The sequence below is a fragment of the Streptomyces sparsus genome, assembly GCF_054776295.1.
On sequence record NZ_BAAHCA010000081.1, the window covers coordinates 1 to 11,071 of the forward strand.

13 protein-coding genes are annotated in these 11,071 nt (G+C 73.0%); 7 read left to right on the top strand and 6 right to left on the bottom strand.

From position 1 onward, the window contains the following. The 5 genes from ACYVE9_RS07345 to ACYVE9_RS07365 form a co-directional block, all read right to left on the bottom strand. Window positions 1-265: GNAT family protein (locus ACYVE9_RS07345; protein WP_461026918.1), on the bottom strand; the 265-nt coding region annotated here is incomplete at its 3' end. Between the two features lie 17 nt (window positions 266-282). Further along, window positions 283-900: a PH domain-containing protein gene (locus tag ACYVE9_RS07350; RefSeq protein ID WP_461026919.1), complete on the bottom strand. Its 618-nt coding sequence runs from the start codon at window positions 898-900 to the stop codon at window positions 283-285. A 149-nt stretch (window positions 901-1,049) separates the two neighbouring features. Beyond that, entirely contained in the window at window positions 1,050-1,283 is a 234-nt protein-coding gene (locus ACYVE9_RS07355; protein WP_461026920.1) for a hypothetical protein, read from the bottom strand. Between the two features lie 266 nt (window positions 1,284-1,549). Then, a complete protein-coding gene (locus ACYVE9_RS07360; RefSeq protein ID WP_461026921.1) occupies window positions 1,550-3,784 on the bottom strand; it encodes an MMPL family transporter in 2,235 nt (744 codons plus the stop codon). Between the two features lie 114 nt (window positions 3,785-3,898). Next, window positions 3,899-4,483 (bottom strand): TetR/AcrR family transcriptional regulator, encoded by a 585-nt coding sequence (locus ACYVE9_RS07365; protein ID WP_461026922.1) that lies wholly within the window; start codon window positions 4,481-4,483, stop codon window positions 3,899-3,901. 435 nt (window positions 4,484-4,918) lie between these two features. Between ACYVE9_RS07365 and ACYVE9_RS07370 the strand changes: the two genes are divergently transcribed. The 6 genes from ACYVE9_RS07370 to ACYVE9_RS07395 all read left to right on the top strand — a co-directional run bounded on the left by ACYVE9_RS07370 (window position 4,919) and on the right by ACYVE9_RS07395 (window position 9,897). Continuing rightward, window positions 4,919-5,254, top strand: coding sequence for a hypothetical protein (locus ACYVE9_RS07370; RefSeq protein ID WP_461026923.1), 336 nt, complete (start codon window positions 4,919-4,921; stop codon window positions 5,252-5,254). Next, entirely contained in the window at window positions 5,221-5,823 is a 603-nt protein-coding gene (locus tag ACYVE9_RS07375) for a sensor histidine kinase (protein WP_461026924.1), read from the top strand. Before ACYVE9_RS07370 ends, ACYVE9_RS07375 begins: the two co-directional genes overlap by 34 nt. Before the next feature lie 19 nt (window positions 5,824-5,842). After that, window positions 5,843-6,799: a deoxyribose-phosphate aldolase gene (gene deoC, locus ACYVE9_RS07380; RefSeq protein ID WP_461026930.1), complete on the top strand. Its 957-nt coding sequence runs from the start codon at window positions 5,843-5,845 to the stop codon at window positions 6,797-6,799. A gap of 8 nt (window positions 6,800-6,807) precedes the next feature. Then, window positions 6,808-8,238: an aldehyde dehydrogenase family protein gene (locus ACYVE9_RS07385; RefSeq protein WP_461026925.1), complete on the top strand. Its 1,431-nt coding sequence runs from the start codon at window positions 6,808-6,810 to the stop codon at window positions 8,236-8,238. Further along, window positions 8,231-9,133 carry an aldehyde dehydrogenase family protein gene (locus tag ACYVE9_RS07390; RefSeq protein ID WP_461026926.1) on the top strand — a complete coding sequence of 301 codons (903 nt, stop codon included), beginning with the start codon at window positions 8,231-8,233 and terminating at the stop codon, window positions 9,131-9,133. The genes ACYVE9_RS07385 and ACYVE9_RS07390 overlap by 8 nt, the downstream gene beginning before the upstream one ends. Before the next feature lie 122 nt (window positions 9,134-9,255). Next, the gene (locus ACYVE9_RS07395; RefSeq protein ID WP_461026927.1) at window positions 9,256-9,897 is read left to right on the top strand and encodes a pentapeptide repeat-containing protein; all 642 of its coding nucleotides are present in this window, start codon (window positions 9,256-9,258) and stop codon (window positions 9,895-9,897) included. Window positions 9,898-9,960: 63 nt separating this feature from the next. Here the strand turns inward: ACYVE9_RS07395 and ACYVE9_RS07400 are convergent, their stop codons facing one another. Then, the gene (locus ACYVE9_RS07400; protein WP_461026928.1) at window positions 9,961-10,314 is read right to left on the bottom strand and encodes a hypothetical protein; all 354 of its coding nucleotides are present in this window, start codon (window positions 10,312-10,314) and stop codon (window positions 9,961-9,963) included. Window positions 10,315-10,442: 128 nt separating this feature from the next. Between ACYVE9_RS07400 and ACYVE9_RS07405 the strand changes: the two genes are divergently transcribed. After that, window positions 10,443-11,051 (top strand): uridine kinase family protein, encoded by a 609-nt coding sequence (locus ACYVE9_RS07405; RefSeq protein WP_461026929.1) that lies wholly within the window; start codon window positions 10,443-10,445, stop codon window positions 11,049-11,051. Window positions 11,052-11,071 lie beyond the last annotated feature (20 nt).

Genomic DNA, 11,071 nt, shown 5'->3' on the forward strand with positions numbered 1-11,071 from the left:
CGCCGCGTCGCCGGTCGGCGCGTACCGCCACCCCTTCGACGTAGCCGGTGCGCAGCGCGCGCCCGGCGTGCAGCAGGCGCCGCTGCACGACGCAGGCGTGCGCCAGCAGGTCACCGTCCGAGCGGACGAGCACGTGCATGCCGCCCAGCCCGTGGTCCCAGTCGTGGTCGTCGAAGTCCTCGAAGGCCTCGTCGAGCAGCGCGCGGACGTCACCGAGCGCCGTGGTGTCCAGTGCGGAGGTGTGCGCGACGATCAGGTCGGCCATCCGGCTTCCTTCCGGGTTCAGCCGAGCACGAGCGAGCCCAGCAGGGTCAGCGCGCCGAGTGCCATGGGGGCCAGGATCTCGTACGCCCAGCGGACCGTCGGCGTGCCCGTGCGGTCCGCCCGCCGCTCGGCCAGCTCGCGCAGTTCCTCGATCGCCTGGTCGGACGGGGCCCGGCGCCCGGTCGCGGCGTCCTCCACCCGGCTCATGCCGAGCAGTCCGCCGGGCGCCCGGCCGGAGGAGAGCCGCTCGTTGTGCCGGGTGGCCTTCTTGCGTTCGCGCACCGAGACCGGGATCGCCCACAGCTGGTACTTCGCGCTCTCCGTGAGGACCTCGCTGGAGTAGCCGGCCCGGACGGTGACCACCGAGCCCCACGGCAGGTGGATGGTCCGGAACGGGTTGCGGATCCGCAGCAGTTCCTCGCCGGCGTACACCGCTGGTCGCATCGTGAAGGCCACCACCAGTGGCACCGCGAGCAGCAGCACGGCGGCGGCGACGAGCGGCGTGCGGCCCTCGCCCCGGATCATCGCGTCGCCGCCCAGCCAGGCCGCGAGGGCCAGCATCACCACGCCCCCGGCCACTGCGGTTCCGGAGCGGTAGCTGCGGTCGGCGTAAGGGGTCGTCGGCTCACTCGTCATGACACCGATTCTGCCCGACCGTCCGGATCGCGGACGTTGCGGTCCGGCATCTATCCGCCGCCCGGCGCGGGGCCCGCGACCGCAGGCCACCGGACGGTCCGCGACGCGGGGGCGCACCGCCGAGGGTCACCGGCCGCGGTCGTGGCGTCTCAGTACAGCAGGGTCAACGTGCCGGCGATCACCACGGCGGCCAGGATCGCCCAGCGTTCCGAGCGGTGCAGGAAGCCCGAGCCGCCGGAGCGCTGCTGCTGCGTGTGGACCACCACGGAGAAGCCGATGACGGCGGGCACCGTGAGCCACGCGTTGACGGTGAACGCGCCGATGACCGCCAGCACCGCGAGTGCGCCGGTCAGGGCTGCGACGGGACGTACGAGGAGGGACATGCAGGCGAGCATAGGTGGCCCTTTGTGGACATTTGACCGACTCGCCCCGCGGTGTCGCCCACTAGCCCGACCGGACGGCCGGTGCTGCGCCGATCGGCGGACACCGGCTGCTCCCCCGGTGGGCGAGGCCCGGTCCGCGGCTCCCCGAGGGGCCCCCGGCCGGGCCGTCGCTGCCGCACCGGCCCCCTCTTCACGGGTGACGGCGGAGACCGGGACCGCGCTGCGTTCGGGCGCGGTCCCGGTCTCCTCGTGCTCGGGCGGACGTGTCAGACGCGGGCTGTCCGCATGCCCTCCGGAGACGAGTCACCCGGGGACGAGCCGTCCACCGGCGCCTTGTTCAGCCGCTCGCCCTCGACGTCGACGTTGGGCAGCACCCTGTCGAGCCACGCGGGCAGCCACCAGGCCGCCCTGCCGAGCAGGGCGAGCACGGCCGGCACGAGGGCCATCCGCACCACGAAGGCGTCGAGCAGCACGGCGGCGGCGAGGCCGAAGCCCATCACCTTGATCATCGCCTCGTGGGCGCCGATGAACCCGGCGAAGACCGCGATCATGATGAGGGCGGCGGCCGTGACCACCCTGGCTCCGTGCTGGAAGCCGGTGACGACCGCCTGGCCGGGGGTCTCGCCGTGGACGAAGGCCTCCCGCATCCGGGTGACCAGGAAGACCTCGTAGTCCATGGCCAGACCGAAGACGACCCCGATCATGAAGATCGGCGTCAGGCTCATGATCGGCCCGGTCTCCTCGACACCGAGCAGGCTGGCGAGCCAGCCCCACTGGAAGACCGCGACGACCGCGCCCAGCGCGGCGAGCACGGAGAGCAGGAAGCCGAGGGCCGCCTTGAGCGGGACCAGGACCGAGCGGAAGACCACCATCAGCAGCAGGAAGGCGAGCCCGACGACGAGCGCCAGGTAGGGGACGAGGGCGTCGCTCACCGTGCGGGAGAAGTCGATGTTCATCGCCGTCTGGCCGGTGACGAGCACCTTGGCGCCGGAGTCGGCCCCGGCCTCGGCACCGGCGTCGCGGATGTTCTCGACGAGGTCCTCGGTCTCGGCGGAACTGGGCTCGGAGGCCGGGATGACGGTGATCATCGCCGTGTCACCGGTCTTGTTGAACTGGGCCGGGGTGACCACCTGGACGCCGTCCAGGCCCTGCACGGTGCCCGCCACGTCGTCGGCGGCGGCCTTGGGGTTGTCGCTGCTCCCGGCGTCGACCACCACGACGAGCGGGCCGTTGAAGCCGGGGCCGAAGCCCTCGGCGAGCAGGTCGTACGCCTTGCGCTGGGTGGTGGACGTCGGCTGGGAGCCGTCGTCCGGCAGGCCGAGTTCCAGGGAGGCCACCGGCAGCGCGATCACGCCGAGGCCGACCGTGCCGGTGAGCAGGACGGCGATCGGGCGCCGCATCACCAGCCGCGCCCAGCGGGTGCCCATGTTGGGCCGGTCGGTGTCCGCCCGGGCGTCCCGGCCCGCCTCGTCCGCCGTGCGGCTCCTGCGGGAGACCACCTTGTCACCCGCGTAGCCGAGCATCGCCGGTATGAAGGTGAGGGCCACCAGGACGGCGATGCCGACGGTGGCTGCCGCGCCGAGGCCGATCTTCGTCAGCGCCGAGATGTTGACCACTGACAGGCCCGCCAGGGCGATGACGACGGTGAGTCCGGCGAAGACGACCGCGGAGCCCGCGGTGCCGACGGCCCGGCCGGCCGCTTCCTCCCGTTCGTGCCCCAGGGCCAGTTCCGACCGGTAGCGGGAGACGATGAACAGGGCGTAGTCGATGCCGACCGCGAGGCCCAGCATCATGGCCAGCGAGCCGGTGTTGTCGCCCAGGTTCAGGGTGTTCGCCAGCGCGTAGATCGAGGCGAAGCCGATGCCGACGCCGATCAGCGCGCTCAGCAGCGGCAGCCCGGCCGCCACCAGCGAGCCGAAGGTGATCACCAGCACCAGGGCGGCGACGGCGACACCGATGGCCTCGGCGGTCCCGCCCGCCGCGGGCTGCGCCTGGACGGCGGTTCCCCCGACCTCGGCCGTCAGGCCGGAGTCCTGCGCCCGGTGGACGGTGTCCTCCAGTGCCTGCTTGGCCGACTCGGCCAGCTCGTGCCCCTGGACCTGGTACGTGACCTGGACGAACGCCGTGGACGCGTCCTGGCTGACGGCCTGGGCGGTGTACGGGTCGACCACCGAGACGACCTGGTCGGAGCCGCCCTTCAGCGCCTCGACCGTCTTCATGACCTCGGCCTTGTTCGCGGCGTCGGTGATCTTCTGGCCCTCCGGTGCGCGGAACACCACGCGGGCGGTGGCGCCGTCGGGGCTGGAGCCGGGGAAGCGCTCGTCGAGCAGGTCGAACGCCTGCTGCGCCTCGGCGCCGGACAGGGAGAACGAGGCGGGCTTGGGCGTCGAGGCGGTGCCCGCGCCGACTCCCGCGAGGACGAGCAGCGCGACCCAGACGAGGGTGACGACGTGCCTTCGCCGGAACGCGAGTCGGCCGAGTGCGTAGAGGTGTGTGGCCACGGAGTGGTACTCCCGGTGGGTTCGGGTGAGGGACAGGAGAGGGGCGTGCGGGACCGCGCCGCCGACAGGAGCGGCGCGGGTGCGGGTGCGTGGAGTGGTCTGCGGCGTGTGCCGTCAGAGGCCGAGTGCGGGGAGGACGACCGCGTCGACGTACCGCTCGAGGAAGGCGCACGTCATCGGGGCGTCGTCCATCAGCGGGCGGGCGGTGAAGGCGCCGATCAGCATGAGCGGCACGTACTCCAGGGCGGGTGAGTCCGCGGGGACCTCCCCCCGGGCCGTGGCCCGCTGAAGGAGGACGGCGACCCCCTGCATCTCGGGGTCGATCAGCAGCTCCCTGAGCGCCTGGAGCAGTTCCGGGTTGGCGCAGACCTCGTGGCCGATGCTCCGCATCAGCGCGGAGTCCCTCGCCAACTGGCCGTCGTCGGTCTGCCGGATCAACGCGTGCAGGTCACCCCGGAGTGAGCCGGTGTCGACCGGCTGGAGGGCCGTCGGCTTGCCGTGCCGCATGACGCGTACGACGAGTTCCGACTTGCCTCCCCACTGGCGGTAGAGGGTCGCCTTGCTGGACCGGGTACGGGCGGCGATGGCGTCCATGGTGAGCGCCGCGTACCCGACCTCGCGCAGCAGGTCGAGCACGGTCTCGTACAGCTCGGCCTCACGCTCGGGCGTGATCCGGCTGCGGCGGGCGGACGCTTCCACGGCCGTATCCCCTTCCCGTAGCAGTACGAAACGGTTTCGTTCGCTTGCCTCAAAAACGGTAGCCCGCCCCTTAACGGAACCGCGCCGCTTCCTCCGTGATACCCGTCACATCCTCGCGCCCGCAGCGCCCCACTCCGGGTGAGGGCGAGCACGCGGCTCCCCTCCAGTTCCCCCCGGGCCCACTCCCCGCCCTGCTCCGGTCGGACCGAGGCGGCCGTAACGGGACTCCCGGCCCGCCCGGGAGCGGATGCGCCCCGGCCCGACCGCGGGGTTAGGTTCTGTCGAACAGACAACAGGGGGCGTCGTGAGCCGAACGGAGTGCCGTGCGCACGGGGAACGGCCGCGGGAGCACGCGCGGCGGCCACGACCGGGTGGCGGAACAGGAACGGCCGGCGGCCGGACCGCGCGGGACCGCGCTCTCGCGCCGCGGCCGGCATGAGGTTCTCGGCCCGCGCGGAGGACGCGGTCCTGCTGATCCCGTCGGCGGTGGAGCTGCTGACCATACTGAGCTTCGCCTCGCCCGTGGAGCTGACCTGGCACGCGGCCTGCGTCGCGGTACTGCTGCTGCGCCGCAGGTGGCCGCTGCTGGTGCTGCTGGCGGTCCTACCCGCGACCTTCACCGGCTACCTGCTGCTGGCGCCGATGGCCGCGCTCTACCAGGTCGCCCGGGACGTTCCCGGGACGCGGCTCGTCGCGGGCGGCGCCGCGCTGGTGTTCGCGGCCGGACGGCCCGCGAGATGCACGACGTGGTGTCGCACCAGGTCAGCCTGATCGCCGTGCAGGCCGGCGCGCTCCAGGTGACCACCGCTGAGCCGGAGAGCCGCGAGCGGGCCGGGACGATCCGGGAGCTGGGCGTCGCCACCCTGGAGGAGCTGCGGCACCTGGTCGGCGTACTGAGGTCGGCCCGGGAGAGCCCAGGGCTGGCGGAGCTGCCGGCGCTGGTGGCGGAGAGCGGGCTCGACGCCCGGCTCACCGGCGGGGGGCCGCCCGGACGGGCCCGCTGGCCGGAGGCGGTGGAGCAGGCGGCGTACCGGACGGTCCAGGAGGCGCTGACCAACGTCCGCAAGTACGCCCCGGACGCGCCGGTCGAGGTGACGGTGCGGGCGTCGGGCGGATCACTGCTGGTGGTGGTGCGCAACGGCCCGTCCGCCGACCCGCCGCCACCGGCCGCCGGACTGCCCACCGGGGGCCACGGCCTGCGGGGCATGGGGGAACGCGCCGAGTTGCTGGGCGGCAGGCTGGAGGCGGGCCCGACGCCGGAGGGCGGATTCCTGGTCCGGGCGGTCCTGCCGGCCGACGCGGATTCGGCTCCGGGGGATGACAGGCTGCTACGCGCGTAGATATGCTGCCCTGGTGACCATGCCATCCACGCACACCGCAGTATCCGCACTGGCGGACGTGACCGCGTCCGACGCCGCGCTGCGCCGGTTCCTGCACGGCCTGCCCGGCGTCGACGGCGTGGGCCTGGAGGCCCGCGCCGCGCAGCTCGGCACCCGCTCGATCAAGACGACGGCCAAGGCGTACGCCATCGACCTGGCCATCTCCATGATCGACCTGACGACCCTGGAGGGCGCCGACACCCCGGGCAAGGTCCGGTCGCTGTGCGCCAAGGGCGTCCGCCCCGACCCCACGGACCGCGAGACGCCCTCGGTGGCCGCGATCTGCGTCTATCCCGACATGGCCGCCACCGCCAAGGAGGCGCTGGCCGGCTCCGAGGTGCGGGTGGCGTCCGTCGCGACGGCCTTCCCCGCGGGCCGGGCGGCCCTGCCCGTCAAGCTGGCCGACACCCGGGACGCGGTGGCCGCCGGCGCCGACGAGATCGACATGGTGATCGACCGGGGCGCGTTCCTGGCCGGCCACTACCTGCGCGTCTTCGAGGAGATCAGGGCCGTCAAGGACGTGTGCGGCGGCGCCCGGCTGAAGGTGATCTTCGAGAACGGCGAGCTGTCCACGTACGACAACATCCGCCGTGCCTCCTGGCTGGCGATGCTGGCCGGAGCCGACTTCATCAAGACCTCCACCGGCAAGGTCGCCGTCAACGCCACCCCGGCCAACACGCTGCTGATGATGGAGGCCGTGCGCGACTTCCGGGCGGCCACGGGTGTGCAGATCGGTGTGAAGCCGGCCGGCGGCATCCGCACCACCAAGGACGCGGTCAAGTACCTGGTGATGGTGAACGAGACACTCGGCGACGACTGGCTGAGCAGCGAGTGGTTCCGGTTCGGCGCGTCCAGCCTGCTCAACGACCTGCTGATGCAGCGGCAGAAGCTGCGCACCGGGCGCTACTCCGGTCCCGACTACGTGACGGTGGACTGAGGCACACGATGACTTTTGACTACGCACCCGCCCCCGAGTCCCGCGCGGTGGTCGACATCGCGCCGTCCTACGGGCTGTTCGTCGACGGCGAGTTCCGCGAGGCCGCGGCCGGCAAGGTGTTCAAGACGGTCTCCCCGGCCACCGAGGAGGCCCTCTCCGAGGTCGCCCAGGCGGGCGAGGAGGACGTCGAGGCGGCGGTGAAGGCCGCCCGCAAGGCGTTCGAGAAGTGGTCGGCGCTGCCCGGCGCCGAACGGGGCAAGTACCTCTACCGCATCGCCCGCATCATCCAGGAGCGCTCCCGCGAACTGGCCGTGCTGGAGTCGCTCGACAACGGCAAGCCGATCCGGGAGACCCGCGACGCGGACCTGCCGCTGGTCGCCGCGCACTTCTTCTACTACGCCGGCTGGGCCGACAAGCTCGACCACGCCGGGTACGGCCCCGCGCCGCGCCCGCTGGGCGTGGCCGGCCAGGTCATCCCGTGGAACTTCCCGCTGCTGATGCTGGCCTGGAAGATCGCCCCGGCGCTGGCCACCGGCAACACGGTGGTGCTGAAGCCCGCCGAGACGACGCCGCTGTCCGCGCTGTTCTTCGCCGACATCTGCCGCCAGGCCGGACTGCCCCGGGGTGTGGTGAACATCCTGCCGGGCTTCGGGGACGCGGGGGCCGCGCTGGTCGCCCACGAGGGCGTGGACAAGGTCGCCTTCACCGGTTCGACGGCCGTCGGCAAGCAGATCGCCCGCACGCTCGCCGGTTCGCGCAAGAAGCTCACGCTGGAGCTGGGCGGCAAGGGCGCCAACATCGTCTTCGACGACGCGCCCATCGACCAGGCCGTCGAGGGTGTCGTCAACGGCATCTTCTTCAACCAGGGCCAGGTGTGCTGCGCGGGCTCGCGGCTGCTCGTCCAGGAGTCCGTGCAGGACGAGCTGCTGGACGCGCTGAAGCGGCGGCTGGGCACGCTCCGGGTGGGTGACCCGCTGGACAAGAACACCGACGTCGGCGCGATCAACTCCGCCGAGCAGCTGGCCCGCATCACCGCGCTCGCCGACGCGGGCGAGGCCGAGGGCGCCGAGCGCTGGTCGCCGGACTGCGAGCTGCCGACGTCCGGTTACTGGTTCGCCCCGACGCTGTTCACCGGCGTCACCCAGGCGCACACCATCGCCCGGGACGAGATCTTCGGGCCCGTGCTGTCGGTGCTCACCTTCCGCACCCCGGAGGAGGCCGTCGCCAAGGCGAACAACTCCGCCTACGGACTGTCGGCCGGTATCTGGACGGAGAAGGGCTCACGCATCCTCGCCGTGGCGGGCAAGCTGCGCGCGGGCGTGGTGTGGGCCAACACGTTCAACAAGTTCGACCCGACCTCGCCGTTCGGCGGCTACAAGGAGTCGGGCTTCGGCCGTGAGGGCGGCCGTCACGGTCTGGAGGCGTACCTCGATGTCTGAGCGGAACGACCGGTCGGAGCGCCTCAGCGTGCTGAAGACCTACAAACTCTTCATCGGGGGCAAGTTCCCCCGGTCCGAGAGCGGGCGGGTGTACGAGGTGACCGACTCCAAGGACCGCTGGCTGGCCAACGCTCCGCTGGCGTCCCGCAAGGACGCGCGGGACGCGGTGGTGGCGGCCCGCAAGGCGTTCGGCGCGTGGTCGGGTGCCACCGCCTACAACCGCGGCCAGGTGCTGTACCGGGTCGCCGAGATGCTGGAGGGCCGGCGCGACCAGTTCACCGCCGAGGTCGCGGCCGGTTCGGGACTGTCGAAGTCCAAGGCCGCCGCCCAGGTGGACGCGGCGGTCGACCGCTGGGTCTGGTACGCGGGCTGGACCGACAAGATCGCCCAGGTGGCGGGCGGCGCCAACCCCGTCGCGGGCCCGTTCTTCAACCTGTCCACGCCGGAGCCGACGGGTGTGGTGGCGGTGCTCGCCCCGCAGGAGTCGGCGTTCCTCGGGCTGGTGTCGGTGATCGCCCCGGCGATCGCCACCGGCAACACCGTGGTGGTGGTGCCCAGCGAGCGGGCGCCGCTGCCGGCGCTGTCGCTGGCCGAGGTACTGGCGACCTCCGACCTGCCCGGCGGGGTGGTCAACGTGCTGTCCGGGCGGGCCGCCGAACTGGGCGCCCCGCTGGCCGCGCACAGCGACGTCAACGCGCTCGACCTGACGGGCGCGGACGGCGAGCTGGCCAGGGAGCTTGAGGTCTCGGCCGCCGACACCCTCAAGCGGGTGCTGCGTCCGCGCGACGAGGACTGGTCGGCCGACCCGGGAACGGGACGCCTGCTCGCGTTCCTGGAGACGAAGACGGTCTGGCACCCCACGGGCAGCCTGGGCGCCGCCGGTTCGTCCTACTGACACCACCGGGCCGTCCCCGTGGGCGGCCCGGCCCGCGCCGGACCCCGCTCCCCCGCCGTCCGGGGAGCGGGGTCCTCGGGTGTCCGCGGGCCGGTGTCAGTGGCCGGCGGTTGAATCACCCCATGGTCATCAGGCGTGAACGCGCGAACAACGATCCCGTGTCCCCCGAGCCGCCGGTCCCCGACGAGGAGCGGGTCGTCCGGGGCGAGGACTGGTACGGGCGGGAGCTGACGGGCGGCCACCACAGCCGGTGGACCTTCTACGACACCGACTGGACGGAGGTCCGCAACGAGGGCGCCGTCTTCGACGAGTGCACCTTCTCCGGGGTCCGCTTCAACGCCTCCCGCCACACCGGCGCGGCGTTCACCAACTGCACTTTCAGCAACTGCGCGTTCTTCGACACCCGCTTCGAGGACTGCAAGCTGGTCGGCAGCCGGTTCCAGGGCTGCACCTTCACCCTCCTCGAAGTCAGCCGGGGCGACTGGTCGTTCGTCGGCCTGCCGGGCGCGGACCTGCGCAAGGCCGACATCGACAGCGTCCGGATGCGGGAGGCCGACCTGACCGCCGCCCGGCTGGACGAGGCCACGGTGACCCGCACCGACCTCTCGGCGTCGCTCCTGCACGGCGCCGACCTCACCCGCGCCGACCTGCGCGGCAGCGACCTGTCCTCACTCGACCCGCTGACCGTGCAGCTCCGGGGGGCGAGGATCAGCCTGGAGCAGGCCGCGGTGATCGCCACCGCTCTGGGCCTGAACGTCGAGTGACCCCCCAGAACGCCCCGTTGACGGCCCGCGTGCGCCAGCCCGGCCCACTGCGCGCCCGCCCGGTCAGCCGGGCAGCAGCCCGGTCACCTCGCCGGTCAGCGGCAGGGTGCCCAGCGAGCCGCCCTCGGTGATCGGCGCGGTGACGGCGCTGGTGCTGAGCGGCTTGAAGTCGGCGACCTGGGTGCCCACCGCGTTGTCGAGCGGGTCAACCCCGGTGTTCGCCAGCGGGTGGAGCTGGAGCTGGGTGATCGGCGTGACGGCGTGGCCGACGGTGCCCAGCGGGTCGGAGGTGTCGACGATGTCGGCGTGCGCGGCGCCGCCCGCGCCCAGGGCCACCGCGCCGGCCGCCGACAGCGTGAGGCCGGCACGGAGCAGCGTGCGGGTGCGGGGGCGAGCGTGACGAGCGTGCGAGGCCATGAGCCACCTGTCCGTTGATTACGTCGTGTGCGCGGGCAGCATCGCAGCGTAGTGCCACGTCGGCGGGTCGGGCACGCGCATGCCGGGGGTGCTCACCCGGACGGGGGAATGCGGGACAATGGGTTCCCGTGACCGTCAACGCCCACGTGATCCTGCTGACCGGCCCCTCCGGCTCGGGCAAGTCCTCACTCGCGGAACGCACCGGACTGCCGGTGCTGCGCCTCGACGACTTCTACAAGGAGGCCGACGACCCGACGCTGCCGCCGGTCGCGGGCGGCGGCGGAACCGACTGGGACGCCCCCGGCTCGTGGGACGCGGAGGCGGCCGTGGCCGCGGTCCGCGCCCTGTGCACCACCGGGCGGACCCCGGTGCCGGTGTACGACATCGCCACCAGTGCCCGGGTCGGTGAGTCGGAGGTGGTGCTCGGCCCGGCCTCGCTGTTCGTGGCGGAGGGCATCTTCGCCGCCGACATCGTGGGGCGCTGCCGCGAACTGGGCCTGCTCGCCGACGCGCTGTGCCTGCGCGGCCGGCCCGGTACCACCTTCCGCCGCCGGTTGGTGCGGGACGTCCGGGAGGGCCGCAAGTCACTGCCGGTGCTGGTGCGTCGCGGCTGGCGGCTGATGCGGGCGGAACCGGGCATCGTGCGCCGGCACGCCGCACTGGGCGCGCACCCGTGCCGGAGGGACGAGGCGCTGACCCGGATCGCGGCGGCGGCCGGCGCCCTGAGCAGCGTCTGAACCGGTCCGCCGACGAGCAC